This window comes from Streptococcus sp. k-402, from assembly GCF_013277515.1.
In the GTDB taxonomy this organism is placed as follows: domain Bacteria; phylum Bacillota; class Bacilli; order Lactobacillales; family Streptococcaceae; genus Streptococcus.
Genome location: NZ_VMNB01000001.1, coordinates 115,334 through 133,096, shown reverse-complemented (window position 1 = coordinate 133,096; position 17,763 = coordinate 115,334). Strand labels below are relative to the sequence as shown.

General features: G+C 39.1%; 17 protein-coding genes. 5 read left to right on the top strand and 12 right to left on the bottom strand.

What is annotated here, in order from left to right; all coding sequences use genetic code 11:
* Nucleotides 1-15: 15 nt before the first annotated feature.
* Nucleotides 16-462 carry an arginine repressor gene (argR, locus tag HT724_RS00655; RefSeq protein WP_001231476.1) on the bottom strand — a complete coding sequence of 149 codons (447 nt, stop codon included), beginning with the start codon at nucleotides 460-462 and terminating at the stop codon, nucleotides 16-18.
* Between the two features lie 135 nt (nucleotides 463-597).
* Here argR and argS point away from each other — a divergent pair, with 135 nt between their 5' ends.
* A complete protein-coding gene (gene argS, locus HT724_RS00650) occupies nucleotides 598-2,289 on the top strand; it encodes an arginine--tRNA ligase (RefSeq protein ID WP_173276620.1) in 1,692 nt (563 codons plus the stop codon).
* A 701-nt stretch (nucleotides 2,290-2,990) separates the two neighbouring features.
* Complete coding sequence (locus tag HT724_RS00645) at nucleotides 2,991-3,236, top strand: MarR family transcriptional regulator (RefSeq protein ID WP_173276619.1); 246 nt, start codon at nucleotides 2,991-2,993, stop codon at nucleotides 3,234-3,236.
* 142 nt (nucleotides 3,237-3,378) lie between these two features.
* On the opposite strand, the gene HT724_RS00640 is transcribed toward HT724_RS00645, so the two are convergent.
* The 5 genes from HT724_RS00640 to HT724_RS00620 form a co-directional block, all read right to left on the bottom strand.
* Entirely contained in the window at nucleotides 3,379-3,687 is a 309-nt protein-coding gene (locus tag HT724_RS00640; RefSeq protein WP_173276618.1) for a hypothetical protein, read from the bottom strand.
* 73 nt (nucleotides 3,688-3,760) lie between these two features.
* On the bottom strand, nucleotides 3,761-4,177 hold the full coding sequence (locus HT724_RS10125; protein ID WP_240156703.1) for a hypothetical protein: 417 nt from the start codon (nucleotides 4,175-4,177) through the stop codon (nucleotides 3,761-3,763).
* A gap of 28 nt (nucleotides 4,178-4,205) precedes the next feature.
* Nucleotides 4,206-5,360: an FtsX-like permease family protein gene (locus HT724_RS00630; RefSeq protein WP_173276617.1), complete on the bottom strand. Its 1,155-nt coding sequence runs from the start codon at nucleotides 5,358-5,360 to the stop codon at nucleotides 4,206-4,208.
* Complete coding sequence (locus HT724_RS00625; protein ID WP_000891279.1) at nucleotides 5,350-6,030, bottom strand: ABC transporter ATP-binding protein; 681 nt, start codon at nucleotides 6,028-6,030, stop codon at nucleotides 5,350-5,352. The genes HT724_RS00630 and HT724_RS00625 overlap by 11 nt, the downstream gene beginning before the upstream one ends.
* A 349-nt stretch (nucleotides 6,031-6,379) precedes the next feature.
* Nucleotides 6,380-7,300 (bottom strand): XRE family transcriptional regulator, encoded by a 921-nt coding sequence (locus HT724_RS00620; RefSeq protein ID WP_061425753.1) that lies wholly within the window; start codon nucleotides 7,298-7,300, stop codon nucleotides 6,380-6,382.
* Between the two features lie 206 nt (nucleotides 7,301-7,506).
* Between HT724_RS00620 and HT724_RS00615 the strand changes: the two genes are divergently transcribed.
* Both HT724_RS00615 and galU read left to right on the top strand, forming a co-directional pair.
* Nucleotides 7,507-8,523 (top strand): NAD(P)H-dependent glycerol-3-phosphate dehydrogenase, encoded by a 1,017-nt coding sequence (locus tag HT724_RS00615; protein WP_173276616.1) that lies wholly within the window; start codon nucleotides 7,507-7,509, stop codon nucleotides 8,521-8,523.
* 21 nt (nucleotides 8,524-8,544) lie between these two features.
* A complete protein-coding gene (gene galU, locus HT724_RS00610; RefSeq protein WP_173276613.1) occupies nucleotides 8,545-9,444 on the top strand; it encodes a UTP--glucose-1-phosphate uridylyltransferase GalU in 900 nt (299 codons plus the stop codon).
* Between the two features lie 54 nt (nucleotides 9,445-9,498).
* Here the strand turns inward: galU and HT724_RS00605 are convergent, their stop codons facing one another.
* From HT724_RS00605 to pbp1b, 6 genes are all read right to left on the bottom strand, one after another.
* Nucleotides 9,499-10,173 carry a rhomboid family intramembrane serine protease gene (locus tag HT724_RS00605; RefSeq protein ID WP_153226400.1) on the bottom strand — a complete coding sequence of 225 codons (675 nt, stop codon included), beginning with the start codon at nucleotides 10,171-10,173 and terminating at the stop codon, nucleotides 9,499-9,501.
* Nucleotides 10,157-10,696, bottom strand: a complete 540-nt coding sequence (locus HT724_RS00600) for a 5-formyltetrahydrofolate cyclo-ligase (RefSeq protein WP_101776933.1) — start codon at nucleotides 10,694-10,696, stop codon at nucleotides 10,157-10,159. Before HT724_RS00600 ends, HT724_RS00605 begins: the two co-directional genes overlap by 17 nt.
* 11 nt (nucleotides 10,697-10,707) lie before the next feature.
* Nucleotides 10,708-11,838, bottom strand: a complete 1,131-nt coding sequence (locus HT724_RS00595) for an N-acetyldiaminopimelate deacetylase (RefSeq protein ID WP_173276610.1) — start codon at nucleotides 11,836-11,838, stop codon at nucleotides 10,708-10,710.
* Between the two features lie 67 nt (nucleotides 11,839-11,905).
* Nucleotides 11,906-12,604 (bottom strand): 2,3,4,5-tetrahydropyridine-2,6-dicarboxylate N-acetyltransferase, encoded by a 699-nt coding sequence (gene dapD, locus HT724_RS00590; protein WP_173276609.1) that lies wholly within the window; start codon nucleotides 12,602-12,604, stop codon nucleotides 11,906-11,908.
* Between the two features lie 228 nt (nucleotides 12,605-12,832).
* Complete coding sequence (locus HT724_RS00585; protein ID WP_173276608.1) at nucleotides 12,833-13,744, bottom strand: DMT family transporter; 912 nt, start codon at nucleotides 13,742-13,744, stop codon at nucleotides 12,833-12,835.
* Nucleotides 13,745-13,826: 82 nt separating this feature from the next.
* Nucleotides 13,827-16,292 (bottom strand): penicillin-binding protein PBP1B, encoded by a 2,466-nt coding sequence (gene pbp1b, locus HT724_RS00580; RefSeq protein ID WP_173276607.1) that lies wholly within the window; start codon nucleotides 16,290-16,292, stop codon nucleotides 13,827-13,829.
* 141 nt (nucleotides 16,293-16,433) lie between these two features.
* On the opposite strand from pbp1b, the gene tyrS reads away from it, so the two are divergent.
* The gene (gene tyrS, locus HT724_RS00575) at nucleotides 16,434-17,690 is read left to right on the top strand and encodes a tyrosine--tRNA ligase (RefSeq protein WP_173276606.1); all 1,257 of its coding nucleotides are present in this window, start codon (nucleotides 16,434-16,436) and stop codon (nucleotides 17,688-17,690) included.
* The last annotated feature ends 73 nt before the right edge of the window (nucleotides 17,691-17,763 follow it).

Genomic DNA, 17,763 nt, shown 5'->3' with positions numbered 1-17,763 from the left:
GCAACTCCCAAGACCTTACTTATCTTTCATCAAATCTAGCAAACGATCTTCCATGAGTTTGGCAACGTGCTGGTCTCGACAAATGACCAATAAGGTATTGGCACCAGCAACTGTTCCTAAAATCCATTCATCCTTATTTGCATCTACAATATTTGCCAAAACAGAGGCTTCGCCCAATTTGGTATGAAGCACCAAGGTAAACTCTGCTCTTGCAACACCTTCTAAATGATGAGACAAAAATTCCACCAAATCAATCTTTTCTGTCTCATTTGCTAGTACATAATACACCATATCATTTTTCTTGACCTTGGTCAAGCCGATTTCGCGCAAATCACGAGACAGGGTTGTCTGCGTCACAAAAACATTATGCGCCTCCAACCGATCTTGAATTTCTTTTTGTGTACTTAATTTCTCCTCAGTAATCATTTTTTTTATTAACTGATGACGATCTCTTTTTCTCATAAAATCCTCTTATGTGAATATTTATAACTATTTTTATAACTATATTATACCAAAAAAATAGGAGATTTCAAAAATTTTTTCTTCTTTCTTTAAAATTGTGATAAAATAGTAGAAAAGTCCAAAAAGGAGCTCTTAATGAATACAAAAGAATTGATTGCTAGCGAATTGGCTAGCGTCATTGATAGCCTAGACCAAGAGGCTATTTTAAATTTACTGGAAACCCCTAAAAACTCAGAAATGGGAGACATTGCTTTTCCTGCTTTTTCTCTTGCAAAAGTCGAACGTAAAGCACCTCAAATGATTGCGGCTGAACTGGCTGAAAAAATTAACAGCCAAGCCTTTGAAAAGGTTGTTGCAACAGGACCTTACGTTAACTTTTTCCTTGATAAATCTGCCATTTCTGCTCAAGTGTTGCAAACGGTTATCACTGAAAAAGAACACTATGCTGACCAAACTATTGGCAAACAAGAAAATGTTGTTATCGACATGTCTAGTCCCAATATCGCTAAGCCATTCTCTATTGGCCACCTACGCTCAACTGTTATCGGAGATAGCTTGTCACATATTTTCCAAAAAATCGGTTATCAAACGGTCAAGGTCAATCATTTGGGAGACTGGGGTAAGCAGTTTGGGATGCTGATTGTAGCCTACAAAAAATGGGGCGACGAAGAAGCTGTAAAAGCTCATCCAATTGATGAACTTCTTAAACTCTATGTCCGCATCAACGCTGAAGCCGAAAATGACCCTAGCTTGGATGAAGAAGCACGCGAATGGTTCCGTAAACTTGAAAATGGAGATGAAGAAGCTCTCGCTCTTTGGCAATGGTTCCGTGATGAAAGTTTAGTGGAATTTAACCGCCTTTACAATGAATTGCAAGTCGAATTTGACAGCTACAATGGAGAAGCCTTCTACAACGATAAGATGGATGCAGTTGTAGACATTCTTTCTGAAAAAGGCCTTCTTGTTGAATCAGAAGGTGCCCAAGTTGTGAATCTTGAGAAATATGGAATTGAACATCCAGCCCTTATCAAGAAATCTGATGGTGCAACTCTCTATATCACACGTGACTTGGCTGCAGCCCTTTACCGTAAAAACGAATACCAATTTGCCAAATCTATCTACGTCGTTGGTCAAGAGCAATCTGCCCACTTTAAACAACTCAAAGCTGTCTTGAAAGAAATGGGCTACGACTGGAGTGAAGACATTACTCATGTTCCTTTTGGTTTGGTTACAAAAGAAGGGAAGAAACTCTCTACTCGTAAAGGGAATGTCATCTTGCTAGAGCCTACTGTTGCAGAGGCCGTTAGTCGTGCCAAAGCCCAAATCGAAGCTAAAAATCCTGAACTTGAAAACAAAGATCAAGTAGCGCATGCTGTTGGTGTTGGAGCCATTAAATTCTATGACCTCAAAACCGACCGTACAAATGGATACGACTTCGACCTAGAAGCTATGGTATCCTTCGAGGGTGAAACTGGACCTTATGTTCAATACGCCTACGCTCGTATCCAATCGATCTTACGTAAAGCGGATTTCAAACCAGAAACAGCTGGCAACTATAGCTTGAATGATGCTGAAAGCTGGGAAATCATCAAACTCATCCAAGACTTTCCACGTATTATCAACCGTGCGGCGGATAACTTTGAACCTTCTATCATTGCTAAATTTGCAATTAGCCTGTCTCAAGCCTTCAACAAGTACTATGCACATACACGTATCTTGGATGATAGCCCCGAACGCGACAGCCGTCTAGCTCTCAGCTACGCAACTGCAGTCGTTCTCAAAGAAGCCCTTCGCTTGCTTGGAGTAGAAGCGCCTGAGAAGATGTGATTCAGTACTAACAATTGGAACTAAAGTTCCTAATTGTTAGACGCTAGTCGCTTTTATGCGGACTAGCTAACTGCTTCACTAGTAAAGAAACATAAATATTATCGATTTATGTTTCTTTACGTCGTAATTAGAGATACTTGTCTAATCGCTTCACTAATTCACCAAACCAAATAGTATCAATTGGGTTTAGTTCATGTCGTAATCTTTTAATTACTTGATTGTTAAGTAATCTAAGTAACTAAGACCAAATCCTATACGGGCTTTGGCTAGGCGCTTCACTAGTTTTAGGACATAAATGTGATCGATTTATGTTCCAAAACGTCGTAATCTTAAAATTATTGAAACTAAAGTTCCTAATTGTTAGACGCTAGCCGCTTATATGCGGACTAGCTAACTGCTTCACTAGTCATGGTTTCTAAATATAATCGATTTAGAAACCATGACGTCGTAACCAGAGATACTTGCCTAAACACTTTACTAATTCACCAAACTAAATAATATCGATTTGGTTTGTTTCATGTCGTAATCTTTTAATTACTTGATTGTTAAGCAATCTAAGTAACTAACGCCAAAATCCTATACGGATTTTGGTTTAGAGGTCTATCAAAAATCTTATCAAGTTTTGCTGACTTGTTCTGCTATTTTAGGTCCACTAAATCGATTTATTCACTACTATTTTTTATCATACAGGGAGATTTCCTATGAGCCAATATGCTTATGTCCTAGTTGTAATTAGCTTGGTATTCCTTTTTCTGCTCAATAAGTACGAAAAAGAACTACTTCAAAGGCTCTACCAAGAACAACTTTTAAAGGATGAAACATTTAGAGCTGACATCAAAGAGAAAATTCAAACAACTGAAAATATCAATGATGTCATTGCTTACATCAATAAAACTTATCATCTGGGAATGTTGCTATCAAAAGACATTACAGATCAATTGAAATAAACCTAGCTATTCTTTAAGGAATATCAAAACCGAGACTGAGAGTTTGTCCCTTCGTCTCGGTTTTTAGTATGTTCAATTGAAACAAGTGTTGAAAACTTGTTGTAGCAATTCTAATATAGGGATGGATAGACTTTCAAAAATATCATTTACAAATATTTTTAAAGAAATCAAACTTCCTATATTTACTATTCTTATAGACTGTTAAATCAACATCCTCTACAACTTCTTTCACATCTATATTGACATCATAGGACAAAGAAAGAAAATCTAAATTATAAAATTCTGTACTCATCTCTTTTAAAATAAGAAGGTCTAACAAGTAGCCCTCCACTCTGATTTCAACTTGAATTGTCTTAGACATGAAATTTTTTAGAATCATAAAGTCCTTTACTTGCTTTCTCTTAGAACCGACATACTCAAATCTTTTTCGTTCAAAAATAATTTTCTCCAAATGTTACACCATTTCAATAATATAAGTTTCTAAATAACTGCAGAAGCAATTCTTCTTTTTAATGCAGGCTTCATTAAAATTTCCCTTGTTTAATTCTCCCAAAACATTTTGAAATAGTGCAAATAAAAGCTCCTAGTAAAAATTCCTGCAAGAAAAATCCAAAATAAGTTCCTAACTGTAAATTTCTATTGAATGTAAATACGGAAGTTTCAGATTGAATCGTATTTTGTTCTATAAGCGTCATAGGAGTAACCCTGAAAATTCCAAACATCATTAAAGCATAGATTATTCCAAAAATAATTAATAACACCCAGCTGTGCTTACTTCTAGAAGAAATACTTCCCGATAACAAAGCTAATAATATTGATGGTATAATTTGTACAAACAGCATAAATTGAAAAAGATTAAAATTATCTAGTGTAAAAAAACATATTGTAAATTCCACAATTAGCAATAGAGAAAATACTCCATCTATTTTTGTAAATTTCATTTTACCTCCTTTAAATTCACATCCATCATTACCTTAGACCCTCAATAACATTTTTATTTGCTGCAACCATTGCAGGCATAATACTAAATACAATTCCAAATACGCCCGTTGTGAATAGAGTAATCAAAATATGATCCAGAGTTAATGTCGTAACAAAACCACTCATGTTCATTAAAACAACAAATAATGTCGCTACTCCAATACCAGTTATAGCTCCCAGAAGCGATAAAAGAATCCCCTCCATCATATATGATTGATAAATATCAGATTTTTTAGCTCCCAAAGCTCGACGAATGGCTATCTCCTTACTACGTTCGCTAACAGAAGACAACATAGCATTCATAACCCCAAAACCAGCTACAAAAATTGAAATACTTGATAAAAGTGCAATGAAATTTAATATTGTAGTAGCTTGGGCCTTTGTTTCCTCATATACCCTTCTATTATCTATATATCCATAAGTTCCTTCCTTGCGGAATATTCCATAAGTATCTAAAGCAGATAAAGCCTTATTAATATTCTCCAACTGATTAGTTTCTACTACTAACTCATCAAAATATTCCCTTCCTCCTAAAAGTAACTCTTTGATTTCATTGGTAACCAATAAAGAAGGTAATCTTTCATTAACAGCTGATCCATAATATATTGCCTGAATTGGATATTCTTTTCCAGATATATTGATAGTCTCTCCTAAAAAAGTTTCAATATTTTCCTTTCGAGTCAATAACATGAAAGCCTTATCACTAATAGCGACACCTCCATCTAGTTCCTCTAATGCTCTTCCTTTTAATAAAGCAGGCACAACTAAACCATTCTTATTCAAATCGCCTAATGTTCGAAAACTAAGATTCTGCTTAGAATCATTAAAATACGTTTCAGCATACAAAGCATAAGAACTGGAAGAAAGTCTTGCAGGTTTTCCAATAGTTTGCTCAACCAATTGTTTATCTTCCTGTGTAAACCCTCTAATATCCAACATATTCTGAGGAGTATAAGTCATTGTTGCTGTGTCTTCTTCTATCTTTAAATCATTACCTAATGTAGAAGTTGTATAGGAAGAACTTGATAGTATTACTAATAAAACAAATGTTGCCACTGTGATGGCTAAGGATGTCAGAATACTTTGTCTTTTATTCCTCTTTAACAGCTTTAGAGTATCTATTAACAGCTTTTTAAACTTCATGTAATCCTTCTCCTTCAGATGTTAGATACCCATTTTTCATTCGATACCTTGTTCTACAATGACTGGCAACAAACTCATCGTGAGTTACTACAATAATTGTCGTTCCAGAATGATTCAAATTTTGTAGAATTTGCAATATCTCATTCCTATTTTTCTCATCTAATGCACCTGTAGGTTCATCCGCTATAAGAAATCTAGGTTTATGAGCAAGAGCTCTAATTAAAGCAACTCGTTGCTTCTGTCCGCCTGATAAATGACTTGGGTACTCATTCATCTTATCTATAAGTCCTAAGTCTTGTAATAAACTATCAATGTATTCTATATCTGGCTGTTGGTCAGAATATAGGAATGATAATAAAATATTTTCTTTAACAGTATATTCATCAATAAGATGAAATTGTTGAAAAACAAATCCAATATCACGATTACGGTAACTTGCTTGTTGATTTTCATTTAACTTCTCAATACTTTTTCCGTCTAATATATATTCTCCTTCAAATTCAGAATCAATCAGTCCCAAAATATTGATAAATGTCGATTTGCCCGAACCTGATGGTCCCATTATCGATACAAATTCTCCTTCAACTACCTTAAAATTTATTTCTCTTAAGACATTATTTTTTAGCGTCCCTTGTCCGTAACTTTTACTAATATTTTTTAGTTCTAACATAGACCTTCCCATTCTATCTTTATTATTTATAAATCCAAAAAATGGCAACAACTAGCACTAACATATTTTCTCTCCTTATTTTTTCTACAGGATTATTATACTTCTATGTTACACATTCTCCAAGGTCATAAATGTCACTAATTTCAACAACTTATCTACTAATGAGTACTCAATTAGTATAAAAAGAAACTAGATACGAACTCAATCTAAGGGAAAAACATAATAACTCTTTAAATGATAAAACGCATAATATCAAGTTTTTAAACACCTGATATCATGCGTTTTTATGATTTCGAAAACTTTCTCTCGGTCTTTTTAACTAGTGACATTTTTGTCACTTTTTTATTTTCTAATGTTTATTTTTAAAAAAATCCTGGAGGTCATGTTGCCATTGTTTTTCTAGCTGTTCTATCAAATGACTATTATCAATCATTCTAGCAAATATTTTTGCTTCTTGAAAATAATTTTCAGCTACTGAATAATCTTTTTTTACAAATAATGCATAGCGCCATTCCCATAATCGAATAATTGGTTTTTTCTGATAGTCATATGATTTTGAGGTAATTTCATTTAATTTGTAAAGAATATCTTCAAATTGACTGTAATTAGCAATTTTTTCAAATATTCCTAACAACAAAAGTAATGAATCTCTGATTAGAAATGAATATTCAATATCAAACATCTCAACTTGTTGTAAAATTTTATCAGCTATTGCTAAGAAGGTATTCACTTCAATCTCATCTATTATTGTATCTTGGTGTACTAATCTTACCAAAAATAGCTTTATGATTAAAATATCGTTAACTTCATATTTTGATTTCAACAAAATGTGATCGAAATACTCTTGTAAAATCATTCCTAAATTGCTATCATCATTCCACCAACCAAAATCATCATATGCTTGTAAAACATCTATGATAAACCTTTCTTCCTCAGGAAGTCTATCATAATATTCTTCAAAAATCTTATCAAAAACACTCTCTTTCTTTTGGGCGATAGTTTCATCTTCGTATGTAGGAGTCCTCATCAAGAAATACTTCAATTCTAGATATTCCTTATCCAACTCTATATAACTTGGCATCAACTTGTAATCTTCAACCCCCAAACGTTCAGCGATATATTTTAACTTTGTTAGTGTTGGTCTAGATTCTCCATTTTCAATTCTAATTAATTGACGAATACTTAATTCAGACTCATCACCACAAAATTCTGAACGACTGATTTTTTTAGCCAAACGTAATCTTTTAATTTTTTCGCCAAACTCTCGCAACCTACAAGAACCTCCTGAGTTGTTTACCTCTATTATAGCATATACTGAATCAAACTATCTGTCAGAACTAAAGACTAAGAGTTTAATACTGAGTCTCGGTTTTTGTGTATTTTTCAAGTAACAAAGCCACCACTCCCCAGCAATGCAAGTGCAAAATCCCCTAGAATGTGATAAAATAAAAAGAGAACTCTATCAAGGAGGAAAACATGGAAAAACAAACCGTCGCCGTCTTGGGGCCTGGTTCTTGGGGAACTGCCCTTTCACAAGTCTTAAATGACAATGGACACGAGGTACGTATTTGGGGAAATCTTCCCGAGCAAATCAATGAAATTAATACACACCATACTAATAAACAATACTTTAAAGATGTCGTTCTAGATGAAAATATCATTGCCTACACCGACTTATCAGAGGCACTGAAAGATGTAGATGCGATTTTGTTTGTTGTCCCAACAAAAGTGACACGACTTGTTGCCCAACAAGTTGCACAAACCTTAGATCATAAGGCTATCATCATGCACGCATCAAAGGGATTAGAACCTGATAGCCATAAACGATTATCAACCATTCTTGAAGAAGAAATTCCTGAACATCTCCGCAGTGATATTGTTGTTGTTTCAGGACCTAGTCATGCGGAAGAGACCATTGTGCGTGACCTAACTTTAATCACTGCTGCTTCTAAAGATTTACAAACAGCTCAATACGTTCAAGAACTCTTTAGTAATCACTACTTCCGACTTTATACCAATACGGATGTTATTGGAGTTGAAACTGCTGGTGCTCTTAAAAATATTATTGCTGTCGGTGCTGGAGCCTTACATGGTTTGGGATTTGGTGACAATGCTAAGGCAGCCATCATCGCTCGAGGCTTGGCAGAAATTACCCGCTTAGGAGTAGCACTTGGTGCCAGTCCATTGACCTATAGTGGCTTGTCTGGTGTGGGAGATTTGATCGTAACAGGGACTTCCATCCACTCTCGTAACTGGAGAGCCGGAGATGCTCTTGGTCGTGGAGAGTCTCTAGCTGATATCGAAGCCAATATGGGCATGGTGATCGAAGGAATTTCAACGACTCGAGCAGCCTATGAACTAGCGCAAGAACTTGGAGTCTATATGCCCATTACACAGGCCATTTACCAAGTTATTTACCACGGAACCAATATTAAAGATGCCATTTATGACATCATGAACAATGAATTTAAAGCAGAAAATGAGTGGTCTTGACCCTCTAAAGAAAGGATTCTTATGACATCAAAAGTTAGAAAGGCAGTTATCCCTGCTGCTGGACTAGGAACTCGTTTTTTACCAGCAACCAAGGCCCTTGCCAAAGAAATGTTGCCAATTGTAGACAAACCAACTATCCAGTTTATCGTGGAAGAAGCTCTCAAATCAGGTATTGAAGATATTCTAGTTGTCACTGGTAAATCAAAACGTTCTATTGAGGACCACTTTGACTCAAACTTTGAGCTTGAATACAATCTTAAAGAAAAAGGTAAAACGGATTTGTTAAAATTGGTAGATGAAGCAACTGGTATGCGCCTCCATTTCATTCGCCAAACTCACCCTCGTGGTCTTGGAGATGCTGTCTTACAAGCCAAAGCTTTTGTGGGGAATGAGCCCTTCGTTGTTATGCTAGGTGATGACCTTATGGACATCACTAACGAAAAAGCTATCCCATTGACGAAACAACTGATGAATGATTACGAAAAGACACACGCATCAACCATTGCTGTCATGCCTGTACCACACGAAGACGTTTCATCATATGGAGTCATTTCTCCTCAAGGTGAAGGAATCAATGGTCTCTATAGTGTTGAAACTTTCGTTGAAAAACCAGCTCCCGAAGATGCTCCAAGTGATTTAGCTATTATCGGTCGCTATCTTCTCACACCAGAAATTTTTGATATTCTCGAAAAGCAAGCTCCTGGCGCTGGAAATGAAATCCAGCTTACCGACGCTATTGATACCCTTAATAAAACACAACGTGTTTTCGCCCGTGAATTTACAGGAGCTCGTTACGACGTTGGAGATAAATTCGGCTTTATGAAAACATCTATTGACTACGCCCTCAAACACCCACAAGTCAAAGATGATTTGAAGGATTACCTCATCCAGCTTGGAAAAGAATTGGCTGAGAAGGAATAACATAAAAAGATAAGGTTCAAAAATACCTTATCTTTTTTTTCATTACATAAATTTTCATCCCATTCCCTTGTAGAGAAGCAAGGCTGCGAGTCCTACGAACAACACTAACGCTACCAGTCTCTGACTAGCGCTATACATCCGTCTTTCTCCTCTAACTGGAAAGATAACTGCTAGAAATGCGCCACCGACTGCACCTCCGATATGGCCTGCTAGACTGATTCCTGGAATCAGAACACTTCCAATAATGTTAACCATAAAAAGTGTCAGATAAGACTGTCCTAGATGTTGGATATAGGGGTTGCGAGTGGCATAGCGAAGAATGATAATCGCGGAAAATAGCCCATAGAGAGAAGTCGAGGCTCCTGCTGCTAAGGATTTGGGACTAAATACAAAAACAAAGAGATTGCCCATCATTCCAGATAAAAGATAGAGAAAGCAAAACTTCTTGGATCCGAAAATTTCCTCTACTTGCCTACCAAGATAATAGAGCGAAAGCATATTAACAATGAAATGTTCCCACCCAATATGAACAAAGATGGCAGAGAAGAGACGCCAAATCTGCTCAGGAAAGAGGCGAATGGCAGGCCCGTACATGGCTCCAAATCGAAATAGAGTATCTGCCCTGTAAAAGTTTCCTCCTGTGGTCACCAACATTAGTAGAAATACCAAGGCCGTCACTAAGAGGAAGAAACTCGTCACAGGGTAACGTCTATCAAAGATTTCCTTCATCAATCAGAACCTCCTCAACAGGAATATCATGATTTTCAGGGATAAAGTCCTGAATTTGACAAGGATAAACCGTACTCAAAGTATGACCAGGAAAATGTTTCAGATAGCGGTCATAATAACCTCCACCATAGCCAATCCGATAGCCCTTTGTCGTAAAAGCTAACCCTGGAACATGAATCAAATCAATCTGAGAGGCATCCACCACTTCCAAATCTCCCTGTGGTTCCAGTAAGCCAAAGGAAGTTTTGACCAGTTGTTGCGGATTATAGACCACAAAGTCCATGCGACCCCTGGGATATGTTTTAGGTATCAGAACCTTCTTGCCATCCTTCAGAGCCTGCTCGATCAGTTCCTGCGTTTGAAACTCATGAGGAAAAGAGAGGTAGGTTGCGATGACCTTAGCTTCTTGGTAGAAGGGATGTTTCAAAAATTGATCCGTTAAAGCTTGATCCATAGCCTGTTTTTGCTCTAGAGGTAAAGCCTTCATTTCTTGCAAGACTTGCTTGCGTAATTCTGCTTTCATAGACAAGCCCTCTACTCTGCCGCCTTCTTTTTCAGGAAACTAGAGACCGCATCCACCCCAATAGCTAATGCTTCTTCCTTAGGACTCATCTGAGGGTGATGAAGGGCGTAGGGACTATCGATACCAAGCCAGAACATAACACCATCAACCTTCGAAAGGAGATAACCAAAGTCTTCACCTGTCATAGCAGGTTCAATATCAATTAACTCAATCCCCTCTTTTTCTTCAAAGAAGTCCATCAGTTCACGCGCCAAGACTGGATTATTCTCAACAGGCAGGTAACCCCCTTGTTTGAGTTCCACTTCGACTTCCATATCGAAGGCAGCTGCAACTCCTTCTGCAACTGTTTTGACCCTCTTTTGCACCAAGAGACTCATGTCCTGTGTCAAGGCCCGAATAGTTCCATGCAAAAAGGCTGTGTCTGTGATAACATTGTTTGTTGTTCCAGCTTGGAAAACACCAAAGGTCACCACTGCTCCCTCGATTGGGTTGACATTGCGGCTGACAACTGACTGCACCTGGGTCACAAAGTAACTAGCCGCCACCAAAGCGTCATTGGCTTCATGCGGAAATGCTGCATGTCCTCCTTTACCTTTAAAACGAATCTTCACCTCGCAAGTCCCTGCAAAAAGTGTATAAGTATTGGTCGCAATCTGGCCGACTTTCAAATCTGGCCGAACATGGAGGCCATAAAACTGGTCTGGCAACCAGTCTCCAAAAGCGCCATCCTCATACATGAGCATGCCACCAGCTTCATTTTCTTCAGCAGGCTGAAGCAAAAAGAGCAGATTGTTCTTTGGTTGCTCCTCAAGGGCTCGCTCAAGACAGCCTAAGGCAATAGTCATGTGGAAATCATGGCCACAAGCGTGCATACGACCTTGGTGCTGAGAGACGAAAGGAAGGCCTGTTTGCTCGATGATCGGCAGACCATCAATATCTGTTCTCCAACCAATAGTCCGCTCTGGCTGACTTCCCTGCAAGTAAACCAAAATACCTGTCCGCCAAGTTCGAACTTGGACAAAATTCTTGCCCGCAGTCAATTTCTCAATCACATCCAGCAAATAAGCCTGAGTCTTGAACTCCTCCAAGCCAATCTCTGGAATCTGGTGCAAATCTCGTCTAGTCTGAATCAAATCTAACATCTATCTATCCTCCGATATAGCAGAAAGAGGCTGGAAGAAGGGTTCCGCCTCTTTATTACTTTTACAATTATAAGGTACGAAGCGCATCCTCTAGCGCTGTTTTTTGTTGGGTTTGGGCATCAATCTCTTTGATGATACGAGCTGGAACACCTGCTACCACCACGTTTTCTGGGACATCTTGGGTAACAATAGCTCCTGCTGCGACAACTGAACCACTACCGATTTGAACTCCTTCAATAACCACTGCATTAGCACCGATAAGAACATTGTCTCCAACACGGACTGGTTCTGCGCTAGCTGGCTCAATCACACCTGCCAAAACTGCACCTGCACCAACGTGGCTGTTTTTCCCAACGATGGCACGGCCACCAAGGATAGCCCCCATGTCAATCATAGTTCCTGCACCAATTTCAGCACCGATATTGATAACCGCTCCCATCATGATAACAGCGTTGTCACCAATTTCAACCTGGTCACGGATAATCGCACCTGGCTCGATACGAGCGTTGATAGCACGTTTGTCTAGCAAAGGAACTGCAGAATTACGAGCATCTTGCTCAACAACATAGTCTTGATTTTCTACCAGGCCATCGAGAAGCGGAGCCACATCCTTCCAGTCTCCAAATAGGACATTTCCTAGTTTAACAACAGAGCTAGGTACAGCAGTTGCGAGTTGTCTCTCAAAAGTTACTTTGACACTGGTTTTCTTTTCAGCATTGGCGATAAATTGGATAATTTCTTGTGCGTTCATTTTTGTAGCAGTCATAGGCGCCTCCTAGTTCATTTTAATGATACCTATTCTACCAAAAAAGGCCTCAAATTTGAAGCCTTTTTGTTTGTTTTTAGGTATGATTTTTAGGGATGTGAGATAAAACGTGCTGTCGGTAAAAGAAAGCCCCTACCGATACAACCTAAAAACACTCTTCACAACTATCTCCCCGTGTTTTATTGACTATTCTAGTATAGCACACTTTTAGAATTAAGAAAAGACTTTTTATTTACTTTCTTTCGCTTCTTCTATCGATAGGAAAATCATGGGTAAAATAATCAGGGCCATAGCTAGAAGAAGGGACCAATCCACTACCAATCCTAAAAACAAAACACTCAAAAGGGCAGAAGAGAGAGGTTCACTGGCACTGATAACGGAAACCACCAAGGGAGAAACCAAGGACACCGCCTTCATGGAAATAAAAAAAGCAAAAGCTGTACCAAAGAAAGCGATAATAAGGCAAATCAAGATACTCCAAATATCCAGAGTAAAGGAAAGCTGATAAACCGGCGAGAGGACATTGCTAAATAAACCTGCCAAAATCATCCCCCACCCAACCGTGGGAACAAAACCATAACGCTTCGCAAAAGGTTGGGGCAAGATAACATTAAACATAACCCCCATGGCACTCAGTAGACCCGTCACAAGTGCTAACGGTGTCATGGATAATTGAGAGAGATCTCCCTTTGTCGCCATCAGGCAAACACCCAACATGGCAACCAAAACATAGAAAATAGCGCTTTTTGACGCTCGTTTTTGATAAACCAAACGATTGTAAAAGAGGATAAAGACAGGACTGATAAACTGTAAAATAGTTGCTGTCGCTGCATTAGAATATTCTACGCAGAGGTAGAAAAAATACTGGACTGAAAAAATCCCTAAAATAGCATAGGCCAAAAAGGGCAGGTAATTTTTCTTGTCTCGCCAGATATCTAGCACTTGTGATTTTAATTGCATCGCAGACCAAACGAGCACAAGACTCCCTGCCAGTGTCAAACGCATAGAGGTAATCCAGCCCGAAGACACCTGGTAATGAGTAAAGAAATATTCTCCTAAAATTCCACAGATTCCCCAGATTAAGCCGGATAGGAGCGAATAAATGGTTCCTTTAACAATCTTTTTCTGATACTGATTCATACCTTTATTGTAACACGAAAGGAAAAAAGAAAAAAGTGGCAATCCATTGATTAGCCACTTCATTTAGCACAGTTTATAGAACTTATCGTCTCGCCCTTGAAGAAGAAGGTCGTGTAGTACTTGAGTTACTACTGTCGCTAGAACTACTACTTGAACTGCTGGAGCTTGATGTAGTTGGTAGACTCCCCACAATACTAGACCAAGCATTCTGATAATCCGCATCACTTCCGCCAATAGCAAAGCGATAACTGGTCGCTGGCGCCCCTGCCTTATTAGCCCAATAGCTGGTAACAGTCGAACCTGTAACATCTACCTCTTTTCCTTCAACAGAAACCTTCCCTGGTTTTTGACCTGTTGATTTCAAGACTTCCGATTTCACTACACTAGGATCTAAAGTAAAGCGCTCGTTCCCCCAAATGCTTGGTGAGGCTTGCTGAATCGCATTTACCAGATGAGCCATGTAATTAGAGTTATTGGAATAACCTGCTCTACGTGACAATGAATGATTATCATCATGCCCAATCCAGCCACCTAGGGTTAATCTAGGTGTCGAAAGCATGAGCCACATATTTTCATCTTGGTTGGTTGTACCAGTCTTCCCAATCCAATCTGCATTAGCCAGACTAGGATTTAAAGAAGTCAGATTCGTCTTGAAGGTTGTTGTCACACGAGAGGATAGAACTTCTCGCAGCAAGCCCTGCATAATTGTCGCAGTAGCTTTTGAATAGACTTGAACCGGTTTATCCTGATACTCATACACCACTCTACCATCTGCTGCTTCAATTTTAGCAATTACATGTTTTTTATGATATAGACCATTATTTGCTAGGGTCTGATATCCATTGGTATGCTGGGCAACTGTGACTTCAATACCACCACCCATCGGCAGGCTCTCAATGCCGTACTCAGGAATCTCGTAACCCATCTTTTCCATATAACCCTTGACATCAACACCCTTTTCACGGAGCATACGATAGGTCCAGTAAGCAGGGATATTCCATGAATAGTTCAAGGCTTCTCCCAAGGTCATCATTCCTGTTCCCTTGCTATTAGCATACATAATCGGATTGCCATTAGCAAAGTTTGTTGGATAGTTAGACAGAATCGTTTCACTTCCCATCAAGCCCTGGTCAATAGCAATACCGTAGGCCAGCAAGGGCTTGGTAGTAGAAGCTGGCGAACGTTTGGTATCAAAGGCATGATTATTTTGATTTTCTTGATAATTACGACCACCTACAAAGCCTAGAATAGCACCTGTTTGGTTGTCCATCAAGACATTCCCTACTTCTACACGACCTGTTCCATCGTCTAAAAGATAGCCATAATCAGCAACCGCATTTTGCATGGCAGAATGAATTTTCTGGTCTATGGTAGTAGTAATCTTATAACCACCATTTTCAATTTCCTTGGATGCCAAATCGCGATAAAACTTCTGAGTTGCCTCATTTTTCAACTCCTTGGCGGAGACATTGTCTCTCTGAGCTAGATAATCATACATACGTTCTTGAGCTTCTGCCAAAGTTGTAAAGTATAAATAGTCTCGTGAAATTCCTGCAACCGTGCCCGATGGTAAAAAGTCCTGTTTAAGGTCATAATCCTTGTACTGAGAATACTCGTCTTTGCTTAAGGCACCTGTACGATACATACTGTAAAGAACTGCCTTAGCCCGTCTTAAGCCAATTTCTAGGTCTTCATCACTCTTCAACTCTCCAGTATTTTCATAAGGGGAATAGGTAATGGGACTCTGTGGAAGTCCTGCTAAAAATGCTGCTTGAGGAACAGTCAACTGGCTGGCATCTACACCGAAAATTCCCTCAGCTGCCTGCTGAGCTCCTGCAATATTCTGCCCCTTATTATTTCGGCCAAAGGGAGCCACATTGAGATAAGTCGTTAAAATCTCATCTTTATTCATGGCGCGTTCCAAGGCAAGAGCATCCACAATCTCTGTCGCCTTACGAGCCAAGGTCGGCGCATCCCCAACCACCTGCTGTTTAATTAGTTGCTGGGTCAAGGTTGAACCCCCACTAGAGGAACCCAAACCTACAAATTTCCCCAAGGTCGCACGAATCACCGCCTTGGGTACTACACCCTTATGTTCTTTAAAGTGTTCGTCTTCCGTCGCAATGATAGCCTTCTTCAGATTTTCCGAAATTTGCTCAGATGAGATAGAAGTGCGCAACAAATCACTCTCTATGGAAGCAATCACCGTCCCGTCCGAATAGGTAATCTCTGAAATAGAAGAGATGTCCTTGACCTGATTCACCAATTCTTCTGTCTGAGGCACCCGAACCTTGTCAAATAAGGCCACTCCGTATCCCAAAGCAATCCCAGCTCCCAACATTCCTCCTAGAAAACCGAGCACAAAGAGTAAGTTAAATAAGGCTTTTATACTCAGTAAAATAGCTGGAAAAATGGCTGGCTTCTCTAGGGATTTAGATTTTTGGACACTTGAACCTTTCTTGGCCGGCCTATCTGATTTTTTATGTTTTTGTTTTTGCTGGAAAAATTCCAGCATTTTTCGTTTTAATTCATTTAATTGATTTTGCATGGATTTCCTCACTTTATCTATTATACCACAAAAGGGAAATTTTCAATAAAATAGCCACTTTCTTCCCTATTCTGCTAGGCTATTGCTCAAGTTTGTGATACAATAGTTAGAAACAATAATTTTAAAAAGGAGAAAAGACACATGCACATTTTTGATGAGCTAAAAGAGCGTGGTTTGATATTTCAAACGACTGATGAAGAAGCTTTGCGTAAAGCCCTAGAAGAAGGTCAAGTTTCTTATTATACTGGCTACGATCCAACTGCTGACAGCCTTCACCTAGGCCACCTTGTCGCAATCTTGACAAGTCGTCGCTTGCAACTAGCAGGTCACAAACCTTATGCGCTCGTTGGCGGTGCTACAGGTCTCATCGGAGATCCGTCCTTCAAAGATGCTGAGCGTAGTCTCCAAACAAAAGACACAGTAGATGGCTGGGTCAAGTCTATCCAAGGACAACTTTCTCGTTTTCTTGACTTTGAAAATGGTGAAAATAAAGCTGTCATGGTCAACAACTACGACTGGTTTGGCAGCATCAGCTTCATTGACTTCCTCCGTGATATTGGAAAATACTTCACGGTCAACTACATGATGAGTAAGGAGTCTGTGAAAAAACGGATCGAAACAGGAATTTCATACACTGAGTTTGCTTACCAAATCATGCAAGGTTACGACTTCTTCGTTCTTAACCAAGACCACAACGTAACGCTTCAAATCGGTGGTTCTGACCAGTGGGGAAATATGACAGCTGGTACTGAATTGCTTCGTCGTAAGGCTGACAAGACTGGTCACGTTATCACTGTTCCATTGATCACAGATGCAACTGGTAAGAAATTTGGTAAATCAGAAGGAAATGCCGTCTGGCTCAATCCTGAAAAGACTTCCCCATATGAAATGTACCAATTCTGGATGAACGTTATGGACGCTGACGCTGTTCGCTTCTTGAAGATCTTTACTTTCTTATCACTTGATGAGATTGAAGACATCCGCAAACAATTTGAAGCGGCTCCACACGAACGCTTGGCTCAAAAAGTCTTGGCTCGTGAAGTCGTTACACTTGTTCACGGAGAAGAAGCTTACAAAGAAGCCCTCAACATCACTGAGCAACTCTTTGCAGGAAACATCAAAAACCTTTCTGTCAAAGAGCTCAAACAAGGACTTCGTGGCGTTCCAAACTACCAAGTTCAAGCAGATGAAAACCACAATATCGTGGAACTGCTCGTGTCATCTGGTGTAGTCAACTCAAAACGCCAAGCCCGTGAAGATGTTCAAAACGGAGCCATTTACTTAAATGGCGACCGTATCCAAGACCTTGACTATGTCTTGAGTGACGCAGATAAGTTAGAGAACGAACTGACTGTTATCCGTCGTGGTAAGAAAAAATACTTTGTATTGACTTACTAAACTATTCAACATTTATCTATAAACAAAGGAGTTACCCTCGAGAAAGGTAACTCCTTTTTGCTGTTAATAACTC

Coding starts and splice junctions, on each gene's coding strand:
- HT724_RS00585 (WP_173276608.1), bottom strand. CDS start 13,744: ATGAATCAGTATCAGAAAAAGATTGTTAAAGGAACCATTTATTCGCTC.
- tyrS (WP_173276606.1), top strand. CDS start 16,434: ATGCACATTTTTGATGAGCTAAAAGAGCGTGGTTTGATATTTCAAACG.
- galU (WP_173276613.1), top strand. CDS start 8,545: ATGACATCAAAAGTTAGAAAGGCAGTTATCCCTGCTGCTGGACTAGGA.
- pbp1b (WP_173276607.1), bottom strand. CDS start 16,292: ATGCAAAATCAATTAAATGAATTAAAACGAAAAATGCTGGAATTTTTC.
- HT724_RS00625 (WP_000891279.1), bottom strand. CDS start 6,030: ATGTTAGAACTAAAAAATATTAGTAAAAGTTACGGACAAGGGACGCTA.
- HT724_RS10125 (WP_240156703.1), bottom strand. CDS start 4,177: ATGAAATTTACAAAAATAGATGGAGTATTTTCTCTATTGCTAATTGTG.
- dapD (WP_173276609.1), bottom strand. CDS start 12,604: ATGACTGCTACAAAAATGAACGCACAAGAAATTATCCAATTTATCGCC.
- HT724_RS00595 (WP_173276610.1), bottom strand. CDS start 11,838: ATGTTAGATTTGATTCAGACTAGACGAGATTTGCACCAGATTCCAGAG.
- HT724_RS00645 (WP_173276619.1), top strand. CDS start 2,991: ATGAGCCAATATGCTTATGTCCTAGTTGTAATTAGCTTGGTATTCCTT.
- HT724_RS00630 (WP_173276617.1), bottom strand. CDS start 5,360: ATGAAGTTTAAAAAGCTGTTAATAGATACTCTAAAGCTGTTAAAGAGG.
- HT724_RS00605 (WP_153226400.1), bottom strand. CDS start 10,173: ATGAAGGAAATCTTTGATAGACGTTACCCTGTGACGAGTTTCTTCCTC.
- HT724_RS00600 (WP_101776933.1), bottom strand. CDS start 10,696: ATGAAAGCAGAATTACGCAAGCAAGTCTTGCAAGAAATGAAGGCTTTA.
- HT724_RS00615 (WP_173276616.1), top strand. CDS start 7,507: ATGGAAAAACAAACCGTCGCCGTCTTGGGGCCTGGTTCTTGGGGAACT.
- argR (WP_001231476.1), bottom strand. CDS start 462: ATGAGAAAAAGAGATCGTCATCAGTTAATAAAAAAAATGATTACTGAG.
- argS (WP_173276620.1), top strand. CDS start 598: ATGAATACAAAAGAATTGATTGCTAGCGAATTGGCTAGCGTCATTGAT.